Below are 23,071 nucleotides of genomic sequence, written 5' to 3'. Positions count from 1 at the left end.
ACTCGATGAGGAGTTTACCGTGACCAAGAAAATCAAAACTTACAGCACAAAATTTAAAGCAGAAGCCGTTAAGAAGATAGCAGACAACAACGGCAATATTTCAGCCACTGCCAAGCAACTTGGTATAGCGATGCAAACGTTACCCAATTGGCAGAACAAAGCCAATTAAGGCAAGCTTTTAAGAACTGAGCAGTATGACCTTGAGCTTTTGGCTATACTTAGCATGTGTTAAAGATCTCTACACCAAAGAGCTTGTTGGATATGCCATAGGTAAGCGCATGACCGCCGATTTAGTCTGTCATGCACTGAATATGGCAATTAAGAATAGAAAGCCAAGCCAAGGGCTGGTTGTGCATTTTAATAGAGGCAGCCAGTATTGCAGTCATGCCTATCACAAAATTATCAAGCAGCATCATTTTAGAGCTTCAATGAGTGGTAAAGGCAATTGCCTTGATAATGCTCATATAGAAAGCTTCTGAGGTACGTTAAAAAATGAGCTTGTATATCATCAAAAATATAAAACAAGGTTTACAGCGATCAACGAGATCACACAATACATAGAGCTGTATTACAACCAAACTAGGATTCAAAGGGGTTTAGGCTATAGGTGGCTAAGGCAGATGTGGTTTGACCTTTATTGTCAGGCTGCGTAACTAAAATCTCCCAAGTTTAACTGTACAGATTTGACAGCAGGGGTCAATACTGAAGAAAGGTATTCACTTATATAGCTGTCCAACCACCGTCAACATTGATGGTTTCACCATTTACAAAACTAGCAAGATTTGATGCCAAATATAATCCTGCTCCCGAAATATCTTCCGACTGGGATAACCCGTTCAGCAAAATTCTACTATCGACATCTTTTTTAAAAGCTTCATCTTTAAACATTTTTCTGTCAGCTCAGCTTCAATGAAAGTCGGTGCCACAGCATTAACGTGTATACCCTCCTTTGCCCATTCTACAGCTAGAGCTTTTATTAGCTGAACTAGACCTCCTTTACTTGCACAATATGCTGCACGCTTTACGTAACCTATAAATGCCAAATATAGGTTGAGATATTGAAACTATCTATTTGAAGCAATTGCTGCAGCTTTCAACCAAAGGGCCGCTTTCCCCAAAGAACGTTGTTTATGCCAGACTATTTCTAATGCAACTGGCCAATCGTGCTGATCAAAAGCCAATGTTGGTGCAACTAGATAACCATTTTTTAGTGCACTAGCAACCACATGCTCAGGTACAAATGCCCAACCTAAATTGCATTTTAGCAATTCAACGATTACCCATTGACTCTCAACCCACCAAACATCCGAAGCTACTCGCAACCGCGCTTTTTCTTCACTATGACTACGTGTGGATACCATTAATTGCCTATAACGCTTTAACTCTTCCCATTCTACAGACTGTTGGGCGAGTTCATGCTCTGGTGCACATACCAGTATTAAGGATACCCAATCAAGCGTATGAAAGTTTAACACTGAAGGCAGTATTTCTTGACGCCACATGATGCCTAAATCAGCACGGTTTTCTAACACTAAACTGCTGACATCTTCCATTGAAGGGAACAAGAGTTCTAGCTCTACACTAGGGAAATGATAGGAAAACTCTTTCATTAAAGTACCCAGTTGCTCTTCGGGATAAAGCTCATCGACTGCCAGTACCAACTTTCCTTCCACCCCATCGCTCAAACTATGCGCAACTCCTCGAAAGTATTCACAACGCTCAATTATAATTCTGGCCTCTACCAGAAGTTTTTCTCCAGCTGGGGTCAGTTTTGGATAACGTCCGCTACGTATAAATAAACTATTATCCAAATCAATTTCTAAATTGGAGACAGCGGTGCTAATAACAGACTGGGCTTTACCCAGCTTACGCGCAGCAGAAGAGAAAGAGCCTGTTTCTACAGTCGTTACGAAAGCTTTTAGTTGCTCTAATGATACGTCCATCTATCTATATATCCTATAGGACCTTACTTTTTTATCTTATTTTAACAGATACAATAAGTTGATAAATTACTAAAACAAGTTAGAAATATTTATGCGTACTACTAAAGATCGTATTCGTCATACTTTAGGTTTTGAGTTAATTGGTCTAGCGGTTCTAGTAACCCTGATCAGCTGGTTGTTTGATTTCAACATGCATGCGATAGGCCCTATTGCAGTCTTTGGCTCTATCATAGCAACCATTTGGAATTATTTTTATAACCTACTATACGACCATTTTATGTTGAAGCGATATGGCGATGTTCACAAGACTCTACCGATGCGGGTTCTGCACGCTTTTATGTTCGAAGGGGGTCTACTAATATTGTTCTTACCAATGATTGCATGGTACTTAAGTATTAGCCTTTGGCAAGCTTTCATTATGGATATCACGATGGCTATTTTTTATTTAGTCCATGCGTTTATCTATAACTGGGGCTACGATAAGGTCTTTGCTATCCAAAAAACATCATCCCAATCTAAGACATAAATATTACAAAAATAGACGATCTATAATGTATATCTAGCACTAGTAGTTCGATACCTGTATAGCGCACTAACAACGAATAGAATACGTATGATAGATACATTACGAAGTACATTTTGACTGTTTTAGTGAACACAGCCACCAATGCCATTAGTTTACATACTAACGAAATATGACTTCGCCACTCTATTGGTGCTTAGTATCGGTACAAAATCTTAGTTTTCAGAGAAAACTAAATATATTGAAGTATAGGTTGAGATATTGAAACTATCTATTTGAAGCAATTGCTGCAGCTTTCAACCAAAGGGCCGCTTTCCCCAAAGAACGTTGTTTATGCCAGACTATTTCTAATGCAACTGGCCAATCGTGCTGATCAAAAGCCAATGTTGGTGCAACTAGATAACCATTTTTTAGTGCACTAGCAACCACATGCTCAGGTACAAATGCCCAACCTAAATTGCATTTTAGCAATTCAACGATTACCCATTGACTCTCAACCCACCAAACATCCGAAGCTACTCGCAACCGCGCTTTTTCTTCACTATGACTACGTGTGGATACCATTAATTGCCTATAACGCTTTAACTCTTCCCATTCTACAGACTGTTGGGCGAGTTCATGCTCTGGTGCACATACCAGTATTAAGGATACCCAATCAAGCGTATGAAAGTTTAACACTGAAGGCAGTATTTCTTGACGCCACATGATGCCTAAATCAGCACGGTTTTCTAACACTAAACTGCTGACATCTTCCATTGAAGGGAACAAGAGTTCTAGCTCTACACTAGGGAAATGATAGGAAAACTCTTTCATTAAAGCACCAAGCTGTGCATCGGAATAAAGGTCATCAATAGCTACTACAAGACGCCTCTCTATTCCTTCTCCTAAGCTTTGTGCAACTCCTCGAAAATGCTCATAACGCTCAAGTATTACCTGAGCTTCCATTAATAATCTTTCTCCAGCTGGGGTCAGTTTTGGATAACGTCCGCTACGTATAAATAAACTATTATCCAAATCAATTTCTAGATTGGAGACAGCGGTGCTAATAACAGACTGGGCTTTACCCAACTTACGCGCAGCAGAGGAGAAAGAGCCTGTTTCTACAGTCGTTACGAAAGCTTTTAGTTGCTCTAATGAAAAATTCATCTATCTGTATATCCTATAGGTTCCAACTTGGTTATTAAACTTCCACAAATACAATAGTTCGATAAATAAATTATTTATTTACCTACGAGGCTTAATGCGTACTACTAAAGATCGTATTCGCTATAAGCCAGGCTGCAAGATAATAATGGTTATTTTATAGTTTTTTTATATTTTAACCAACATTTGTTCTTGCAAAGATATTTCATATCAATCACGAAACAATCTAGGAGTAAGAAAATATGTTGAATTTTATCGTACCACCCAAGCAAGGAATACCTTTCATTAGTGTGCAGACGATGGCTAAAATAATTTCCGATTATGGTGTTGAGCAATGTATCACAGATTTAGTAGATGCTTTAGAGCAAGATTTTCTTAGGTGGGAAAAGTTTGAAAAGTCTTCTCGTTTTGCATCACATTCTAAAGATGGTGTTATAGAGTTAATGCCGGTAAGCGATGGGAATATGTTTGCCTGTAAATATGTAAATGGTCATCCAATCAATACTAAGCGAGATTTGCAGACTGTGGCGGCTATGGGAATCTTGTCTGATGTTGAAACTGGCTACCCTATTTTACTTACAGAAATGTGTATTCTTACAGCATTACGTACCGCGGCTACATCAGCTATGTTAGCCAAATACTGTGCCCCTAAAGGGGCTGATACACTGGCCTTGATAGGTAACGGAGCTCAATCTGAATTCCAAGCATTAGGTATGAAAGCAATAATAGGAATTTCCGAAGTTCGTTTATATGATGTTGACCCAGCCGCATCGAAGAAAACTGCTGATAACTTATCAAATTCAGGTTTAAAAATAGTTATCTGTAATACGTTAGAGGAAGCGGTTCTAGGTGCAGAAATTATTACTACATGTACAGCAGATAAAAGAAATGCAACGATTTTACGAGATAACATAGTTACAGAGGGCGTATTCATTAATGCAATAGGTGGTGATTGTCCTGGTAAGACAGAGCTAGATAAGAACATATTAATGAGAGCAGATCGTGTGATCGTTGAGTTTGAACCTCAGACACGTATTGAAGGTGATATCCAACAACTATCAAGTGACTTTCCTGTTGTCGAATTTCATAGAATTCTTAAAGGCGAAGTACCTGCTCGTACCTCAGCTAATGATCTTGTAGTGTTTGATGGTGTAGGATTCGCATCAGAAGACTTCACAGCTTTGGTCTTCTTACGAGACTTGATTAGCAAACAGAAAGGATATGAGCTTTTAGATATGATCGCTCAACAGCCTGATCCTAAAAACCTTTATTCAATAGTAAATAGCTACAGCAGAGCGCCAGCTGCTGCTATGGGTTAATCATCGTCTATTGATACAAAATAGTATTATTTTTCCATTATTTTGTATCAACTTTTAAAAAATGATAATCGCTATCTTCAATCTTATATGCGAAAAGCATTTTATAAAGAGTGTAAAAACTAATAAATAAATTCTGAAACCTAATAATCAAGGACGATATTAATGATAAAAGAAGACAAAAAAATACCATTTTTTTTGGCATTAATGCCAATTTTAATAATGGTATCTGCCATGATAATTACCATCGTAGTCTTCAAGGGTGCGCCCCATATTCCACTGGCTCTAGGTACAATTATCGCATCACTAGTAGCTTGGAAACAGGGTTTTAGTTGGAAAAAAATAGAGGATAGTATTTATGATGGTATTCGCTTAGCACTACCCGCTGTAGTAATCATCATTTTAGTTGGTATGATTATTGGTTCTTGGATGGGAGGAGGTATAGTCGCTACTATGGTTTACTACGGTCTCAGCTTATTAAGACCTGATCTATTTTTAGTATCTATAACACTGATGTGTGCTGTAGTTTCTATAGCAATTGGAAGTTCCTGGTCGACAATGGGAACAATAGGAATTGCTGGGATGGGCATAGGTGCTAGCATGGGAATTCCAGCTGGAATGGTAGCTGGTGCAGTCATATCTGGAGCTTATTTTGGCGACAAAATGTCCCCTCTGTCAGATACAACCAACCTGGCTGCTGGACTCACAAATACTGACTTATTTGTCCATATTAAAAACATGGTTTATACCACTGTTCCAGGGATTTTGATTGCACTGGTAGCTTATTGGTACTTGGGTTCTAGCTTTGTAAGCACTGAAGCTGAGCTGACAAACATCAATAATACTATGACATTAATTCAGAATAGTTTTTTTATATCACCATGGCTTTTACTGGTGCCTCTAACAGTTATTATTATGGTTGGTTGTAAAATACCTGCAATACCAGCTCTAACTTTTGGCGTGTTTCTTGGTTTTCTTTGTCAAATCTTTGTACAGGGAGGTACTGTTGCATCTTCCATTAGTGCCTTGCAAAACGGCTACATAATTGATACTGGTAATACCTTTATTGACTCCTTGTTTAGTCGTGGTGGAATTGAGTCAATGATGTATACGGTCTCCATGACTATTGTAGCAATGACCTTTGGAGGTGTTCTTGAAAACACAGGCATGCTCAAATCTATCGTAGAAAAAATGTCAGGTATGACTAAATCTGCGAAAACACTTATCCCAACTACTATCGCTTCTTGTTTTATAACCAATGCAACTTGTTCTGAGCAATACATCTCTGTTGTTGTACCAGCACGTATGTTTTCTAGTGTATATCGTGAACGTGGCCTAGATTCAAAAAACCTTTCAAGAGCTTTAGAAGATGGAGGTACACTAACTTCTGTGTTCATACCTTGGAATACGTGCGGAGTCTTTATTTTAGCGACTTTAGGTGTAGGTGTTTTAGACTTCGCTCCTTACGCCATTCTTAATTATTCTGTACCGATTATTTCAATAATATATGCCATTACAGGGTTTTCGATTACGAAACTAAAATCAGATCAGCATATTCAGTCAAAGCCAATGGTTAAGGCCACTAACTAGATAGGATTCAAGGCTTATCTTATGAACTTATTTTAATAATACAAAGATATTTATGAAATAACGGGTTCTAGAATAAGAAACTTTAAAGTCAACAAATCAACTCTCAAAAAATAATTTTTCAGGATGAAAAACAATGAAGAAAATAACCATCAAGCAGGTACTATTTTGTACTATCTCTCTGGTGTCTAGTATGAGTTGCTATGCAGAGTTTGCTGACGTCATATATAAAAATGGGACAGTTTGGACTGGCGTACCTTCTCAAACTTCAGCATCAGCAATTGCTATTAAGGATAAGAAAATTGTTGCGGTTGGTTCATCTAAAAGCTTAGCAGAATTTTCTGGTCCTCAAACACAAGTAGTCGACCTAAAAGGTACTTTCGCTATGCCAGGCTTTATTGATAATCATGTACATTTCTTCGAAGGTGGGTTTGCTCTAGCAAGTGTTGATTTACGCGACGCAGCATCACCAGAGCAGTTCACAAATCGTATTGCAGATTTCTCACGAAAAAGCCAAAAAGGTCGATGGATACTCAACGGCAATTGGGATCACGAAAACTGGGGAGGTAAGCTACCCAATAAGAACTGGATTGATAGTTCAACCAAAGATAATCCCGTCTTTGTTATTCGTTTAGATGGTCATATGGCCTTAGTTAACTCTGCAGCCCTCGCTAAAGCTGGTATTACCAAATATACAAAAGCACCAGAGGGTGGAACAATTGAAAAAGATGAAAATGGAGAGCTTACAGGAATACTGAAAGGTAATGCATTAAATCTCGTACTTTCAATCATTCCTTCACCATCAGAGCAAGAAATGTTAGAAGCGTTTAAGCTTGCACAAGCACAAGCTTTAAGCGTTGGGTTGACCAAAGTCTTCGCTATGACTGCTAATGAAACAGAAGCAACAATGCTAGATAATTTTCGTTTAGCTAAAGCACAAGGACTAATGAAGCTTAGAGCGTATGTTTATACGCCAATTGAACACTGGCAAGACTTAGACGCTCTAGTTAAGAAAGAAGGCCGAGGTGATGAACAACTTGGTTGGGGTGGTGTAAAAGGTTTCGCTGATGGTTCTTTAGGTGCGGCAACTGCTTGGTTTTACAACCCTTATCTCAACAATCCTAATAGCAGCGGTGCGCCACTTACTAATCCTACACAATTGAAAAAAATGATGTCAGATGCTGTTGAAGCAGATTTACGACTAGCTATTCACGCCATTGGTGATAAAGCAATTGACAACGTACTTACTGACTATCAAGAGATTGGTGGCGACAATATTGAATCTTTACGTTTCCGAATAGAACATTTTCAACATCCTAACCAAGAAGCTATTGATACTATTGGTAAATACAAAGTTATTGCTTCTGCTCAACCATACCATGCAATTGACGATGGTCGCTGGGCCGAAGAAAGTATTGGTAGCAAAAGGATAAAAACAACGTATGCCTTCCGGAATATTCTTGATAGCGGCGCTATTCTTACTTTTGGTTCAGACTGGCCTGTTGCACCACTGTCACCATTAGATGGCATATATGCTGCTGTGACACGTCGTACTACTGATAATGTTAACCCTGAAGGTTGGTTACCTGAGGAGAAAATAACGGTTGAAGAAGCGTTGACTGCTTATACATCTGCCAACGCATATGCCGGATTTGAGGAAAAAATGTCAGGAACTCTTGAAAAGGGAAAACGCGCAGACCTCGTTATCTTATCTGCAGATCCTCGTAAAGTTCTTCCTGAAAAAATAAAGGATATTAAAGTATTAAATACAATTATTGACGGTGAAGTTGTATATCAATCTATGCAATAAACGGGTTTCATGCTCAAAGCTAGGTGAAGTGGGGCCATATTAATAATATGGCCTGTTTATTTAGATGCTGAAAAAGTTCGGTCGACTTTTATAAGGCTGAAGTAGTACAACGGTAAAAATTTTACGGAGAATGTAAACATGAACGAGGATAACAAAACTGTAGATGTTATGAGTTTAAAGCAGAATAACCTAGAAACCAGTCTAGCTCTCTATAACAATATTGGAAAAATGAAAAAAAGTTTTGTCGAAAAGCTTAAGTTAGATTTACGTATAAACGTCAAAAATCATTCTCGAAATCTTGTTCTAAGAAATATGAGAGTAGACAATAAATATGAGAAGTTCAGCTTTGGAAATGTAAAGAACATTGGAATTATTTGTTTTGAATTTCAAGATTATTATAATAAACCAAGTTTAGGCATAAGGTTCTCGGGTAAGTACAGGAATTCCGAGTATGCTAACGAACATAAAAATAGAATAAACAGCTTATTAAACGATAGTATCCAAAATAAACAGTTTAAGAGCTCCAACTGGTGGGTAGCTAAAGATAGGTTTGAGCCTTTTAATTGGAGCAGCTCTAGTACGCCATGGGAAATGATGAAAGATGATACTATGGCTACAAAAATTCTAGATGAGGTTCTAGAAATTTATCAAATATTAGTTGAAAACGACTATGAAATTACGTAACAAAATATAATTTGTGAGTTGCTATGTATGTTAAAGATTCAACAAATAGCATACCTTTCATGAACCAAATAAGGTACCTTCCTCAACTGAGATTCTTCTAAAACGTAAACTGCTCCGAGTATATCGGGGCTAATTTATTTAAGCCTGACAGGAGTCAATTATCACAATACTGTCTTTCAAACTAAAAGGATTACACATAACTAATCGTACAGCGCAATCGTTTTTAATTAAACCAATCCACCCATTGAAAGGTTGTCAGTTCAACATTATTAGCATCATTCCAGCTTTCTTTCAAATAATTAATCAACTCAGACTTATGAAGCACGTTGACCGTTTCAGCTAATGCATTGTCATAAGAATCACCAGTCACACTTAAAGAAGCGTTAATGCCAGAGACAGTCATACTAGAAGCGTAGCGGATAGATAAATACGGAATCTTCTTCTATTACCATGATGAATCACGTTTTGGGACTTATTCTTATCTACTATTGTTTGAATGAATGCTGCCATAACCATAGCAACATTTACTATATTGCCAGATGCGTCTGATTTCAATAAGATAAAACTCGTCATACTAACTGAGAATTAAGCACTTTTCTTAATTATTATCTAAATATTTTTTACCGTAATATGCTGATGGATTCATCGACAGTACACTAAAGACTAGCTTAATCCCATAAATACCTTATAGCTCGTACTACGTCCTGAATTTTTCATCATGCCCTTCTCTATCAAATCATTAAAATCTCGTAGTAACTAATCCTCTCATCACTGTAGAAAACAGGCTAGACCATAGTCTATTTTTTGGTCCTCAAACTATAGATATCTAATACTATCATCGACTGAATAGTCTCCATTGCCATATCACTCTCAAAAGCAGTAGCTAGTCCTCCTGTCACCATTCTTTGAATATCAAGCAATAGGAGGCTCTACTTACTTATCATTTAGGGATTCACTTTCAATATTTTTGGTCTGATCCGACAATAGAGTAGAGGTAAAAATACTATAAGAATACAGTGCCTAAATACGAGTTAAACTTTATTAGATTACAATTTACATCGCGATTATTTGACTATATAATACCTACAGGCTATAAATGTCAATATACGTAAGATATTGACATAATATACATTTTAGTCGAGCAACTTTGACATGGTAGAGGTCGTTGGTTCGAATCCGATTACGCCTACCAGATTCGAAAAGCCCCAATCTTAAGATTGGGGCTTTTTTTGTCCGTAAAATATAGGCTGTAGCGGAAAATACTTGTCTTCATCGACTCATAGTCATGATTATACAATCAGATTTAAATCATTTAAAAAAGTGACGGTGACCAAATGGTCTGATCCGAGTTTAACTATGACTACAGACCTATGAGGGATATATGTTAATGATATGTGCGAGCGAGGTTACCGATATTACTACTAAGCGCGGTATTGGGATCCAACAAACGAATAAATGGCAATACTCGCCCCTACTACGGTTTTTTGTGCACATGATGCTGATTATAGATGAAAAACTATCTATTGTGCATAGACTAGAACATGCGACGCAAAATCCTGACTTACTTTTCGAATAAAAGATAGTGCCTAGAGTTGCTACAAAACACCAAGCCCACTTAAAAACAGCTGCCCACCAGCAACGAGTAGTAATACGCCAAATAATCTCTTTAACGTCAACGCAGGTAATACATGCGCAAGCTTTGCCCCTACTTTTGCCATCGCAAAGCTGGCCACAGAAATACATATAAAACCAGTAACATGTATAAAGCCTATCGTGCCTTCAGGCATATTGACAACGTCTTGACCAAACCAAGCAAAGCCAGCCGCGCCAGCCAACGCGATGGGTAAACCACATGCTGCAGAGGTACCGACGGATTGTCTCATCGATAATCCTGACCAATTCAAAAATGGCACCGTTAGACTACCACCACCAATACCAAAAATAGATGATGCTAGCCCAATACCGGTGCCGGCACCAAACTGTAAACTCGCAGGAGGTAGTGGCTTAACCATCTGATCTTTGTTCGATAAAAACAGCATTTTTAGCGCCATTAATAAAGCACCCACACCGATAATCATTTGTAGTATCTGACCATCAATCATGTCAGCAATACCAGCACCGACCAAACTACCAATGACTAGCCCTAGAGCCATATTGCGCCAAACTTCCCAGCGCACGCTGTCATGCTTATGATGTGCCATCAATGAGCTGAGAGAAGTGACGGCAATTGTTGCTAAGGAAGTGCCAATCGCTAAATGTGTGACCACCTCAGGAGGAAAGGCGTACGCCGTAAAAATCCATACCAGCACTGGCACGATAATCATGCCACCACCGATGCCGAACAAACCTGCGCTGAGACCTGCAAAGGCACCAGCAATGATAAACCACACATACAACATGTAACGCCTACCTTTTAGTGATTCTCAGTCGTAAATAAATATGATAACTGCTCTGTAACACAATCTGGGCAAGCATACTGAGAATACAATCAGCAAGCATTAACCCAATTAAATCCTATCGGTTTCTATCGATCCACGCTTGTAACCCATCGATATTACGAAAATCGTCCCAGCTTCTACATGGAATATGTGGCATCACATTATTGACCATCTTGGACAGTGCGCTGCCTGGCCCTATCTCTATGACCATGTTCGGCTGATACTCTTCAAGCGTTTCCAGACATAGATACCAATCTAAAGGGTGATCAACTTGCTGCGATAAGATGCGTAAACCTTGTTCAGTGTCGCTATATCTTGTTCCTTCAGTAGCACTAATAATAGGTATCTGCATTGGAGACAGCGTCAGAGACTGTGTATAGCTACCAAACGCGTCTGCAGCAGCTTGCATCATGACCGTATGTGAGGGCACGGATACCTTCAGTCGTTGAATATTTTGAGCACCTAAGGTCTGAGCAATTTGAGTGGCCTGCTCAAGGTTTTCGCTATTGCCAGCGATAATGAATTGGTCTCTATTAATCTTGATGGATAAATGGGTTTGGCTTTCTACAAGTAGGTAAGCAAGTTTACTATCGGGCACACCTTTGATGGACAGTAATCCACTAGACTCTGTGACCACATCTTGCATAAGGTTAGCTCTTTTATTTACCATATCTAGACCAGCGGCATAGCTGAGCTGACTACTGCAGCAAAAAGCACTGACCTCGCCCAGAGAGTATCCAGAAAAAGCCATTGGCATGCCTATCATCTGCTGAAGACGGTGCCAGCGATAATACTGCAGAGTATAAATAAATGGCTGCGCAACTTGATTGTCAAACAGTCGACTCTCAAGCAGTTGATTGTCATCAACTGGGTCAGCAAACAACTCAGGTACTACTGAGGCTAATAAAGATTGCTCATCACTCGACATCTTACTCAGTATTTCATCGACATGCGCTTGGCTCTGTAGCCCCTGCCCGCTAAATAGGATAATTAAATTCATTTTCTACCTTATACAAAAAAATCGTGACCGCGAGTAGATCAGCACTGCCACCTGGGCTGAGGTTATGCTGAATGAAGTACTGATTGATCTCGTTTACTTGTTGTCGCCAGTCGCTCTGATATACGCCACCTGCTTGCAAAAATTGCGTGGACAATCGCTGCGCATTTCTTAAACTGTCTATGCCGCCGCGCCAGACAATATTGGTATCTGATAGCACAGATATCAGCAGCATCAACGTCTGCATGCTAGATTTTTCAAAGTCTTGCGTACGATATATAGTCTCGTAAAAACAAGGCAATATCTGATCCTGAATGACTTCAAAACCGTTAGCAACCATTTCAATCGCACCAGTAATACCATACTGTTTGAACATTATTTGCCCATGACTATTTGGGTCACGGGCTAGGCGTGTGTTCAAATCAACTCGCCAGTGCTCCACCAATTGTGCGCAAATATTCTTAGCGGTCAAAGGTATTTCTACTTGTATGCATCGACCAATAGCAGCGCAGACAAAACCTAGATTAAATATAGCGCCTTTGTGGGTATTGATACTATGGGTGGCCTGCCGCATCTTTTTTTCTTGAAAGATACCTTGGTTTTTGATGTCATCAAAATGCCTATCTTCATAGCCAAACTGGCTCAAGGTCGCAAAATAACCTTTTAATGAAGTGATGCTATCTATAAACGTCTGATGATTCATGTCGATATGGCTACCATTACTTGATGGGCAGACCAAACCGGGTTTGTTTTCCAAGCTCAGCTCATCATATAGGGCTTCACATGCCAAGGCATCAATGTGCTGCCAAATGGCCTGCTGAGGTCGCTGCGATACTTGCAGATGCTGTGTTTGATTTAACAAAGTGCTCATAGTCATCGGTACTCCATCCTAGTAATACGTCTATATTTTGAAGCTTGATATCATCTAAGGTCTTTACTAAGACGGTTGGGATATCAAACATAATGGCATAGGTAAGCTCATTGAAAGAGATGTCACTACCTCCTTGTAGTCTGATCTCTCCATCAATTTTTAAATCAACCTCAGCACTCGCAAAACGATTGAACGCGGCGATTTCTAATAGTATTGGCGCAATATTATTGTTATTGGCAATGATCAATAGATCTAAATCTGAAGTCGGTCTGACAAAGGATAATCCTGTAAAGTATTGGTTGGCAAATGAGCCATAGGCATATACCTCGCATTCTAAGCGGGTACAGCAATTGATAAATTTTTGTGCGTGTTGTTGAATCGCCGTAGGCAATTGAGGGATTAAAGTGGCAAGCGCTAGCGGTGTAGTCACGACTTGCGGTAGTTTAGGTAAGGTCAGCGCCAACCTATATTTGCGACCGTCTTCGATATAGCTGGTCGCGACTTTGGTGACATTGTCCATATCTTGTCGACATACTGTGAGTGGCTGCTGAGAGTAAATCATGTCGTCAACAGCCAACGTCACCGAGGCAGGCAGAGAGGCATTCAGAAAACTGTATGATTCATGCGCTTGTAAATAAACCAAATCATGACGCTGCATGATGCTCTCCTTATACCTCGATTGAAACTATATATACCTACTAAAAGCACATACTTCTATCACACTAAGCCATTAAAACTGCTTCGACGATCTCATTACACAAAACACGCCCTTCTCTATCTTCTGCTATTTTCCGGCGATCATCTGTGAGAAAACTATCTGTGTGACCCATCTGTGAGGCTAGGGCATTTTCGACCAAATGCGCATCTAACGTCGTCCAAATGTCATTGACAGCGCCCATTGCATGATAGTTTTCTACCCCAGGGGCAAAAATGGCAGAGGTCTGTGACAAGGATTTTAGCTTATCTAGCGGTATCTTGGTCACTCGTGACATCGCTTGTAGATCCATCACTTTGACTTGGCTCGACTCTAGTGCAAATGCTTGATTGGTCATCAGACCATAAGACAAGAAACCACCACTAACGGCCTCGCCCAACACAATGGCGAGATTGGGATGACCACTGCGCCTGAGCAAATCGACACAAGACGCCAGATGCGCAAAGGTTCTATTAAGGCATAACAGCTCATCTGCTCGTGAGGAGTCTTGTCCTAAAGTATCGACGATAAATACGATGGGTGTCTTCTGATCTTGAGCAATGACATCCAAAATCTCATTGGCTAGCGTCATGGCGATGAACTGATTCATCGCAGCAGAGTCGACTGTGCCGATGATTTCAACTTTACCCAATTTGGTTTCGGCACTACCGCGTATCATTGAGTTATTGATTTGGTAATTGAGCTGATTTGGAAACAGAGTCTCTAAAACGGTTTGAGTTTGCATGATGTTATCCTTTTTTAATGTCTCTGATCTGCTGAGCGCTTAGTAGGGAAATAGAGTCAGGGTTATCAATATGCATGGCCTGCCAAATAGGTATGCTGTCTTTTTGCCCAAACCATTGATCATACTGCTGCTGCAATCCGGCTTGGCGCTGCTGCAAATAAGCCAAATCCAACTCTATGGCAGGCTGAGCCAATGCTTCCATAATCCCTTGCTTGATATCATCTACATCATCTTCTACTAAAAAATCGACGTGATCGAGCAAGTAACGTGTTTTGCCACCTGTCACGCGCCAGACCAGCGCGCGGTCTTTAGAATCAAACTCTTCAACACCTTTAATGGTTTCAATCACTTCAGGACCTGAAAGCGCTAAACGCCCTTCTTCTGTCATGATGACATGCGTACTCAAGCATGCACAGATTCCCATACCACCAAAGGCACCATTCGTACCGCCAATGACAGTGATAATCGGAATGCCTGCATCACGCACTTTGAGCATCGCACGCATAATCTCGGAAATAGTGATAAGCCCTGCATTTGCCTCGTGCAAACGTACACCGCCTGAGTCCACAAAAAACACCACGGCTTTGGGCTTGTTTTCGATTGCTTTGAGTAGCGTACCAACGATTTTTGCGCCGTGAATCTCTCCTACCGCGCCGCCCATGAACTTCCCTTCTTGAGCGATGATGTATATAGGTTCGTCTTGAATAGTTGCTTGTCCAATAATCACCCCATCGTCAAAACTACCGACAATATCGAGTGAAGCAAGGTTTGGACTTACTGGTATGCTACCGGGTTTCAGTATTTCTTGAAAACTGCTCTGGTCAACGATGCTGGCAATACGATTACGCGCCGTTTTTTCATAAAAGCTCTTTTGAATATATGAGTTATCCATGTAATTCGTCCTCCAAGATATTAATCGCTTGGCTCAAGCGTAAGCTCACTACGGCAGGCGTCGCCCCCATATCATTGATTTTAAACTCCAGACCACCTACAGCATAACGATCAGAGAAGTCTTGTAGCACCGCTTTCCAGATATGATCGAAGCCCGTCACGGAGGTATCGATAATAAAATTACTTTTGGCGCTATCAGCCAGCGGTGATACCAGCACTTCTAAATTACCAGAACCGACCACACCGCAAATCACTTCTTTTTTGGCGTCTTTGATAGGCTGTGAATCGAAATTAAAATTAAGTACATTCATCGTTGTGTCCTTATTTTTTGTATTGTTTTACCAGTTTCTAAAGCGACTTGGTGGCGAGTAGGTGCCATTAGACCATTTCACCAAATCTTTAATGGATTTTGCCGCTAGCAAATCTCTCGTCGCTTTTGAGGCATCAATACCTAAGTCTTCTGGTCTTTGGATAATCCCGCGCGCTCTTAGCGCTTTTACTTGTTCATGATCGCGTTTTATTCCGACAGGTGTATAGCCTGCGACACCGCGAATCGCTTGTTCTCGCTCCTCTGGCGTACGGCACAGCAGCAAGTTTGCAATACCCTCTTCTGTCACAATATGTGTCACATCGTCGCCGTATATCATGATAGGCGGTAAATCACTGCCCATTTTTTCTTGTAGCTGCCACGCATCAAGCTCTTCAACAAACACCGAATCCATCTGTTCGCGATAGGTTTCGACCATTTGTACCACCAACTTACGTCCCTTTACTACGCGTCCATCTGTCGCCTCTTGACCCGCTTTGAGATAGGCATAGCTAGAATGCCTGCGTCCATGAGGGTCTGAGCCCATGTTAGGTGCACCGCCAAAACCAGCAATGCGATCAACCGTCGCGGTCGAGCTATTGCCTTGTAAGTCAATCTGTAAGGTTGAACCAATAAATAAATCACATGCATACAAGCCTGCGGTCTGACTAAAGGCACGGTTCGATCGCATGCTGCCATCTTTACCAGTGAAAAATACATCAGAGCGATTTTCTATATATTCATCCATGCCAACTTCAGAGCCAAAGCTATGAACACTTTCAACAAAGCCACTTTCTATAGCTGGAATCATTGTCGGATGTGGATTGAGCGCCCAATTGGTACAAATTTTGCCTTTTAGGTTCAATTCTGCACCATAGGTAGGTAACAGCAATTCAATAGCAGCGGTGTTGAAGCCAATACCATGATTCAAGCGTTTGATTTGGTATGGTTCATAAATACCCTTAATCACCATCATCGCCATCAATATCTGCACTTCGGTAATCTGTGCAGGGTCGCGGGTAAATAACGGCTCAATATAGTTAGGACGCGGTGCCACGATAAAGAAATCGACCCAGTCTGCAGGGATATCCACGCGTGGTACGCTGTCAACTAGCTCATTGACCTGCACAATGACGATGCCACTTTTGAAAGCCGTCGCTTCTACAATCGCTGGAGTATCTTCAGTATTCGGACCGGTATAAAGGTTGCCTTCTGCATCCGCAGAGTGTGCGGTAATCAGGCAGACATTGGGGGTTAAATCGATAAAGTATCGACCATACAACTCTAGGTACGTATGAATAGAACCAATTTGGATTTTTTGGTTCTGAACCAGTTTTGCCAGTCTCAATGCTTGTGGCCCTGCAAAAGAGAAGTCAACTTTACTAGCAATACCTTTATCAAAGATATCAATGTGGCTAGGTAGTGCCAAGACTGACTGCAATATGTGTAAGTTGTTTAAGACATCACTATTGCACTGAGACAGACATTCAGACAAAAAATCCGCTTGTTTTTGATTGTTACCCTCGATGCATACTCTATCTTCAGGAGACAGGACGGTTTCTAGTAATTCAATAGCACGGTTGTTCGGGACAAGCTTTTCTAACCCTTTGGTTTTGGCAGCATCGAGCTTTTTATCACGGCGTATTTTTTGTAAGTTCCAGATTTTTTCTTCAGTATTCGCTTTCATAAGACTTCCTTTCTCTGATCATTAAAAGAATGCATTGACGGTCAAGAAGAATACAGATGGCCCCAATAGCGCGCCCAGTCCTGTATAAAAAGTCGCCACTAATGCACCATATGGCACTAGCCTGACATCCGTCCCTGCCAATCCAGCGGCGACCCCACTCGTCGTACCGACCAAGCCACCAAAAATCATGGCAGAGCGCGGGCTTTTGAGGCGCATGAATTTGGCAAGTAGTGGTGTTGAAATCATAAAGAACACAGCTTTGATCAAACCAATGGCAATAGATAAGGCTATAACCTCTGAGCTTGCACCAATAGCAGTGCCTGTGATCGGGCCTACAATATAAGTCATCGCACCTGCACCAATCGTCGTCATGGAAACAGCATCTCTATAACCCAGTGTCCATGCCACAGCAGCGCCCACTACAAAAGGAATAACACATCCTAATAACAAGGCAATCATGCCAATCTTGCCAGCACTCTTTATTTCTTTAACATCGACCTCAAAAGCCGTGGATGAGATAGCAAGATCTCGCAGCATCGCACCACCTAAGAGCGCGAAGCCTGAAAAAATTTCGATATCAGAAATACCCTTACTACCAGTGGTATATAGACCTGCAAAATAGGCAGCAATCAAGCCGAGCGTGATCGCTATCGCAGAAGACTGCAGCTTGCCTTTAGTGAGATATTTAGATAGTACTTGAGAGAGCAGCATCACAAGACCTGTCACTGCGATGGCAGTAACAAAACTATTTTTAGTGAGCGTCTGTATAATTAAGTCCATTTAATTATTCCTTATTGCGCTTAAATTAGTGGGTTTCGTTGTCTGGTCAATGAAATGATGATGACCTTTAAGACAGCTGGTCAATCACGGGCTGATCCTCATCCCATGTGAAGGTGTCGTAATCATCGGCCATGTTGTTAAGCCAACGGACAACGATAACCGTAGCGGTAAGCGCAATAATTGAGACAACGGCGGCGACCAAACCACCAGACAGTGCTGCAACGACGTTTTGTCCTGCTGCCATCGCAACAACGATTGGAATATACATGCCTGCCCAATACAAAACACCAAATTGAGTAGACTTTGGCAGTAAGCCTCTTTTGGCCAGCATCTCTTTACCGACAATCAATAGAATCATGGCGATAGCAACACCGCCAATGTTAGCGTCAACACCTAGTATCTGCCCTAATAGACCGCCCAGATAAACGCCGAGTAAATAACATACTGCTAATAAAGCAGTGCCATATATGATCATAGAAACCTTCCTTGGTTATGATTACGGCTGCTTCAATAATATCCATCTTGATATATGAGCCGTATAAAATAAAAGTATGTGCCAATAACAAATATCCTTAGGCACTAATCAAATACTTTTCTTGAATGTTCTTGTCCACCTCTCTATTTATATGAGATATAACCTTTAATATATTTCCAAGTCCGTAGCATGATTTATCACGTATTACCGACTTGTTTGATATAATCTAATACAATTGGTTTTAAATGGCAACAAAATTGTACTTATTAAATTAGATATTGTATACAATTGGAGAAATTATGAGTTTGATTGATGATCTACCTTTATCAGTTCAGGTAAGCAAAAAAATAGAAGACGACATCATTTATGGTCGTCTTCCACCTGGTACCAAACTTGATGAAGCCACACTTTGTGAAAAGTATGAGGTGTCAAGAACGCCTATTCGTGAGGCCTTGAAGCTTTTGGCATCTGAAGGTTTGGTTGAAATTCGGCCGCGTAGAGGTGCGATAATACCTACTTTGAATATCGTGACTTTGTTTGAAATGTTCGAAGTGATGGCTTACCTTGAGGGTATGTGTGGAAGATTAGCCGCTAGACGAATCAATGCAGAAGAGAAGGTTGAATTGCTGCACCTGCACGATCAGTGCAAGCAATACTTAATGGAAAACAATTCAGAGAGCTATTATGAAGCGAATAAAAAGTTTCACTTTTTCTTATATCAGCTAAGCCATAACAGTTTTTTGATCGAGCAAGCCAGCAATCTACACAACCGTTTACACCCGTATAGACGCTTGCAATTGCGGGTAAACAATCGTATGCAGCATTCGTTTGAGGAACATCAAAACATTGTGGATGCCGTGATTAATGGTGATGAGGACTTAGCTGAACGTCTAATTAAAGCGCATGTGTCAGTCCAAGGAGAGCGTTTTACTGACTTGGTTGCTACTATGAATCCGGACAACTCTTAAATTAAGAAGCGTCTTTTTTGACAATCTGTGACGAATGCAGTACGCGCTTTTGTAATGCATTTGCCTGAGCACTAAAACAATGTCTTGCGCTCGCCTTTACAATGCGACAAACCTTCCTACTGCTATTATTTGGAGTGAAGTTGATAGAAAAGTACAAGTAGCACAGGGACAAGTGATCAAAGAACCATGCTTATGGTTGTTCGGTTATGGCAACTGGGCAGGCCCTGGTTCTGCCATGCTGGTCGTGGCTGAGCGAAGTGCGAGAGGAAACGTGCCAGCGTTATTGAATTTTTTACGTACATAAAATATGCTCAATCAATATCGTTGGTACTGATACACAGATTTGATATCAATGCTTTAGGGTTTTTGCAGGTCAAGAACACCTGAATTACGCTGCTTTAAACAAGATTAAAAGTGACCTGTATTCTAGCCTTGCTAAACTCTAGTTATCGATTATCGTCGCACTTTATCCTATTTAAACTGTTTCTAATGACTTGGCTAAACGGATTCTAACGATTTAGCCTTTTCAAAAAAGGCGAACCATAAACGCCTACCCTCCTCATTAATACGCCGCACCGTCTCAAAATACTTTTGCCGTGCGTCCTCATCTACTAAGGGAGCAGGAAGTAATGGGTCAAAAACAACACTGCGGATACCTGCATCTCCAAGCATGAATATTTCTCGAAGCGCCACGTGGGACGGCAAGTCAGCCAAACCACTTAGCCAGTCAGTGAGCTGCTGCGACTGCTCTTTATAATGCTTTTCAAGATGCATGTCTGACCAAAGTGCTCTTGCTTTTTTCTGCCTAACCTCATCAAATTCGTTGGCTTTAAAAACCGCAGCTTCCTCTTCTAGTCCTAAGTCCAATAGACGCTTACGGACGACATCAACACCGCCTAATAAATTATTGGGGCGCAGATAAAGCCCCTTATCGAGTTCACGAAACCCTAATAATGATAAAGCACGAGCACGGGCACGCAGCGCTTTACGATCACTGCGAGGTAACCCACCAGTCGCTACCGCTATCCATGAGCCATCGGATTTTATCGTTCTTTTATCCGCTGTCTGCCATAAGGCCACATCGGCGCCCAATTTTTGAGCTTTCGGTCCGAGCTTGTAGGTGGCAAGACCAATCGACTCTGCAAGATCCGCTTGGATCAGACGAGCCAACGTCACACGTATACTATTTTCTGTCATATCAAAGATAGAGCCTGCCAGCACCGCTTCGGAGGCACTAAGTATGTTTGCCTCTGCCACCATAAGTAAGCGTAAAAGCAATAAACGAGGCGTTGGTTTGTTCATATTACACCTATTGACGGAATTGTTTTTTATATGTAATACTGATCGTGTAAGTTACTGAACTACTGAACTACTGAACTACTGAACTACTGAACTACTGAACTACTGAACTACTGAACTACTGAACTACTGAACTACTGAAAATTAGTAAATGACATTCAAAATCAGGGAAGATAATCATCATGTCGATTGTAAATCAATTTAAGACCCATGAGGTGCAGAATCAACCCTTTGCCTTAGCCAATTATAATGCATGGGAAACAGATACAGCGCTCAAAGAAGCTGTCGCACGAGAGGGTGCTGCTTGGGCAGCAAGTCACTTAAAAGAGTTTGGGGCACTGACTGGTGGAGAATTGATCAACAGCGGATTCTTAGCCAACGAAAACAAGCCTAAATTACGCAACTTTGATAGCTATGGTCGGCGTATAGATGAAGTAGAGTTTCATCCGGCTTACCATGATTTGATGCATGCAGGAATGAAATACGGCATGAGCAACTTTGCTTGGCGCAATCAAGATCGTGATAGTGCCCACGTGGCTCGAGCGGCAGTCATGTATCTCGGCTCACAGCCCGAAGCTGGGTTTGGTTGTCCTATGTCTATGAGCTATGCCGCTATCCCTGCCCTACGTCATTCGCCAGCGCTGGCTGAAAAATGGCTGCCCAAACTATTATCCGAACACTATGATCTACGCAGCTTGCCCATGGAAGAAAAACTAGGCTGTACGATGGGCATGGGCATGACAGAAAAACAAGGTGGGTCAGACTTACGTCGCAATACGACTCGGGCTATACAGCAAGAAGATGGCTCTTATGAAATCATTGGGCATAAATGGTTTTTCTCAGCGCCAATGTGTGATGCTCATCTCGTCTTGGCCCAATCTGACAGTGGACCTAGTTGTTTTTTAGTACCACGCTTTCGGCCTGATGGGACACGCAATGCCGTACAAGTTCAACGTTTAAAAGACAAATTAGGAGATTGGGCAAACGCTTCCTCCGAGGTAGAGTTTCAAGGCGCATTCGGTGAGTTAGTGGGCATTGAAGGTCGCGGTATCCCTACCATTATCGAGATGGTCGCGCTAACCCGTCTTGACTGTATGATTGGCTCCTCAGCCCAAATGCGCCAAGCGATCGTTCAAGCGATTCATCACACCAGTCAACGCGAAGCCTTTGGTAAATTATTAGTCAACCAGCCTATTATGCGTAATGTGCTGGCAGACTTAGCATTAGAGTCAGAAGCGGCTTTGGCCCTAACAATGCGTATTGCGCACGCTGTTGATAGGATAGAAACAGATCCTCATGAAGCCGCACTTGCTCGTATCGCGACAGCAATTGGGAAGTATTGGATATGCAAACGTGCCCCCGTTCTTATCAATGAGGCACAAGAATGTTTGGGTGGTAATGGCTATGTCGAAGAGACTATTATGCCGCGTCTGTACAGGCAAGCGCCGCTAAACTCAATCTGGGAAGGCAGTGGCAATGTGCAGTGTCTAGATGTGCTGCGTGCATTAAAGAAAGAACCAGAAACTCAGCGAGCTTTATTTAAGGAACTACAGCAAGCAGCAGGAAAAAATGCTGATTATGATGCAGAATTAAACCTACTAATAGAGCGATTTGAGGACACTCAAACCTTGGAGTTCCGTAGTCGCTACGTGATTGAGCGCCTAGCATTGATGCTACAAGCTTCGATACTACTACAGACTGAACATACGGAGATAGCTCAGGCATTCTGTCGTTCTAGGATTGGGAATGAGCATGGGCTGGCCTTTGGTACATTAAGTCCTGATGCTCCCGTGGATTTATTGATCGAACGGGCGGCTGGCGCGACCAAAGCAGTTCTCTAGGTATCTTTATATATAAAATAGTCCTTTGCTACTGATTGTTGACGTAGCAGAGGCTTTTATCCTTGATGTCAG

22 protein-coding genes and 2 pseudogenes are annotated in these 23,071 nt (G+C 41.2%); 9 read left to right on the top strand and 15 right to left on the bottom strand.

Going from position 1 to position 23,071, the window contains the following annotated elements; all coding sequences use genetic code 11:
- The first annotated feature begins 19 nt into the window (after positions 1-19).
- A pseudogene (locus ABFV72_RS09120) lies at positions 20-653 on the top strand (IS3 family transposase).
- Positions 654-720: 67 nt separating this feature from the next.
- Here ABFV72_RS09120 and ABFV72_RS13110 read toward each other — a convergent pair.
- Both ABFV72_RS13110 and ABFV72_RS09110 read right to left on the bottom strand, forming a co-directional pair.
- Positions 721-1,043, bottom strand: a pseudogene (locus tag ABFV72_RS13110) (SDR family NAD(P)-dependent oxidoreductase).
- A gap of 21 nt (positions 1,044-1,064) precedes the next feature.
- Complete coding sequence (locus ABFV72_RS09110) at positions 1,065-1,943, bottom strand: LysR family transcriptional regulator (RefSeq protein WP_347163318.1); 879 nt, start codon at positions 1,941-1,943, stop codon at positions 1,065-1,067.
- Between the two features lie 91 nt (positions 1,944-2,034).
- On the opposite strand from ABFV72_RS09110, the gene ABFV72_RS09105 reads away from it, so the two are divergent.
- A complete protein-coding gene (locus ABFV72_RS09105; RefSeq protein WP_347163316.1) occupies positions 2,035-2,469 on the top strand; it encodes a PACE efflux transporter in 435 nt (144 codons plus the stop codon).
- Positions 2,470-2,733: 264 nt separating this feature from the next.
- On the opposite strand, the gene ABFV72_RS09100 is transcribed toward ABFV72_RS09105, so the two are convergent.
- Positions 2,734-3,612, bottom strand: a complete 879-nt coding sequence (locus tag ABFV72_RS09100) for a LysR family transcriptional regulator (protein ID WP_347163314.1) — start codon at positions 3,610-3,612, stop codon at positions 2,734-2,736.
- 239 nt (positions 3,613-3,851) lie between these two features.
- Between ABFV72_RS09100 and ABFV72_RS09095 the strand changes: the two genes are divergently transcribed.
- The 4 genes from ABFV72_RS09095 (at position 3,852) to ABFV72_RS09080 (ending at position 9,006) form a co-directional block, all read left to right on the top strand.
- Positions 3,852-4,928, top strand: a complete 1,077-nt coding sequence (locus tag ABFV72_RS09095) for an ornithine cyclodeaminase (protein WP_347163313.1) — start codon at positions 3,852-3,854, stop codon at positions 4,926-4,928.
- Between the two features lie 162 nt (positions 4,929-5,090).
- Positions 5,091-6,515: a Na+/H+ antiporter NhaC gene (gene nhaC / locus ABFV72_RS09090; RefSeq protein ID WP_347163311.1), complete on the top strand. Its 1,425-nt coding sequence runs from the start codon at positions 5,091-5,093 to the stop codon at positions 6,513-6,515.
- 133 nt (positions 6,516-6,648) lie between these two features.
- Complete coding sequence (locus ABFV72_RS09085) at positions 6,649-8,322, top strand: amidohydrolase (RefSeq protein ID WP_347163310.1); 1,674 nt, start codon at positions 6,649-6,651, stop codon at positions 8,320-8,322.
- Between the two features lie 138 nt (positions 8,323-8,460).
- Positions 8,461-9,006 carry a hypothetical protein gene (locus tag ABFV72_RS09080; RefSeq protein ID WP_347163309.1) on the top strand — a complete coding sequence of 182 codons (546 nt, stop codon included), beginning with the start codon at positions 8,461-8,463 and terminating at the stop codon, positions 9,004-9,006.
- 223 nt (positions 9,007-9,229) lie between these two features.
- Here the strand turns inward: ABFV72_RS09080 and ABFV72_RS09075 are convergent, their stop codons facing one another.
- The 11 genes from ABFV72_RS09075 to madL all read right to left on the bottom strand — a co-directional run bounded on the left by ABFV72_RS09075 (position 9,230) and on the right by madL (position 18,891).
- Positions 9,230-9,409 (bottom strand): hypothetical protein, encoded by a 180-nt coding sequence (locus ABFV72_RS09075; RefSeq protein ID WP_347163308.1) that lies wholly within the window; start codon positions 9,407-9,409, stop codon positions 9,230-9,232.
- Between the two features lie 1,192 nt (positions 9,410-10,601).
- Positions 10,602-11,405 carry a sulfite exporter TauE/SafE family protein gene (locus ABFV72_RS09070; protein WP_347163307.1) on the bottom strand — a complete coding sequence of 268 codons (804 nt, stop codon included), beginning with the start codon at positions 11,403-11,405 and terminating at the stop codon, positions 10,602-10,604.
- A 115-nt stretch (positions 11,406-11,520) separates the two neighbouring features.
- Entirely contained in the window at positions 11,521-12,444 is a 924-nt protein-coding gene (gene mdcH / locus ABFV72_RS09065) for a malonate decarboxylase subunit epsilon (protein WP_347163306.1), read from the bottom strand.
- The gene (mdcB, locus tag ABFV72_RS09060; RefSeq protein WP_347163304.1) at positions 12,422-13,312 is read right to left on the bottom strand and encodes a triphosphoribosyl-dephospho-CoA synthase MdcB; all 891 of its coding nucleotides are present in this window, start codon (positions 13,310-13,312) and stop codon (positions 12,422-12,424) included. The genes mdcH and mdcB overlap by 23 nt, the downstream gene beginning before the upstream one ends.
- The gene (gene mdcG, locus ABFV72_RS09055) at positions 13,236-13,970 is read right to left on the bottom strand and encodes a malonate decarboxylase holo-[acyl-carrier-protein] synthase (RefSeq protein WP_347163303.1); all 735 of its coding nucleotides are present in this window, start codon (positions 13,968-13,970) and stop codon (positions 13,236-13,238) included. Before mdcG ends, mdcB begins: the two co-directional genes overlap by 77 nt.
- A 64-nt stretch (positions 13,971-14,034) precedes the next feature.
- Positions 14,035-14,751 (bottom strand): biotin-independent malonate decarboxylase subunit gamma, encoded by a 717-nt coding sequence (gene mdcE / locus ABFV72_RS09050; protein WP_347163301.1) that lies wholly within the window; start codon positions 14,749-14,751, stop codon positions 14,035-14,037.
- Between the two features lie 4 nt (positions 14,752-14,755).
- Positions 14,756-15,643, bottom strand: a complete 888-nt coding sequence (locus ABFV72_RS09045; RefSeq protein WP_347163299.1) for a biotin-independent malonate decarboxylase subunit beta — start codon at positions 15,641-15,643, stop codon at positions 14,756-14,758.
- Positions 15,636-15,953: a malonate decarboxylase acyl carrier protein gene (gene mdcC, locus ABFV72_RS09040; RefSeq protein ID WP_201578661.1), complete on the bottom strand. Its 318-nt coding sequence runs from the start codon at positions 15,951-15,953 to the stop codon at positions 15,636-15,638. Before mdcC ends, ABFV72_RS09045 begins: the two co-directional genes overlap by 8 nt.
- A gap of 27 nt (positions 15,954-15,980) precedes the next feature.
- Positions 15,981-17,636, bottom strand: a complete 1,656-nt coding sequence (gene mdcA, locus ABFV72_RS09035; protein WP_347163297.1) for a malonate decarboxylase subunit alpha — start codon at positions 17,634-17,636, stop codon at positions 15,981-15,983.
- A 21-nt stretch (positions 17,637-17,657) separates the two neighbouring features.
- On the bottom strand, positions 17,658-18,416 hold the full coding sequence (gene madM, locus ABFV72_RS09030) for a malonate transporter subunit MadM (RefSeq protein ID WP_201578663.1): 759 nt from the start codon (positions 18,414-18,416) through the stop codon (positions 17,658-17,660).
- Between the two features lie 67 nt (positions 18,417-18,483).
- Positions 18,484-18,891, bottom strand: a complete 408-nt coding sequence (madL, locus tag ABFV72_RS09025) for a malonate transporter subunit MadL (RefSeq protein ID WP_347163295.1) — start codon at positions 18,889-18,891, stop codon at positions 18,484-18,486.
- 299 nt (positions 18,892-19,190) lie between these two features.
- Between madL and ABFV72_RS09020 the strand changes: the two genes are divergently transcribed.
- Positions 19,191-19,859, top strand: coding sequence for a GntR family transcriptional regulator (locus ABFV72_RS09020; protein ID WP_347163294.1), 669 nt, complete (start codon positions 19,191-19,193; stop codon positions 19,857-19,859).
- A gap of 79 nt (positions 19,860-19,938) precedes the next feature.
- On the top strand, positions 19,939-20,163 hold the full coding sequence (locus ABFV72_RS09015; RefSeq protein WP_347163293.1) for a hypothetical protein: 225 nt from the start codon (positions 19,939-19,941) through the stop codon (positions 20,161-20,163).
- 194 nt (positions 20,164-20,357) lie between these two features.
- On the opposite strand, the gene ABFV72_RS09010 is transcribed toward ABFV72_RS09015, so the two are convergent.
- Positions 20,358-21,161, bottom strand: coding sequence for a PaaX family transcriptional regulator (locus ABFV72_RS09010; protein ID WP_347163292.1), 804 nt, complete (start codon positions 21,159-21,161; stop codon positions 20,358-20,360).
- A gap of 179 nt (positions 21,162-21,340) precedes the next feature.
- Here ABFV72_RS09010 and ABFV72_RS09005 point away from each other — a divergent pair, with 179 nt between their 5' ends.
- Positions 21,341-22,999, top strand: coding sequence for an isovaleryl-CoA dehydrogenase (locus ABFV72_RS09005; RefSeq protein ID WP_347163290.1), 1,659 nt, complete (start codon positions 21,341-21,343; stop codon positions 22,997-22,999).
- The last annotated feature ends 72 nt before the right edge of the window (positions 23,000-23,071 follow it).

Origin of the sequence: Psychrobacter proteolyticus, assembly GCF_039762275.1 — a bacterium.
GTDB classification, from domain to species: Bacteria; Pseudomonadota; Gammaproteobacteria; order Pseudomonadales; family Moraxellaceae; genus Psychrobacter; species Psychrobacter proteolyticus_C.
Note: the sequence above shows the minus strand (reverse complement) of the source record. Positions and strands in the feature narration are given on the sequence as shown.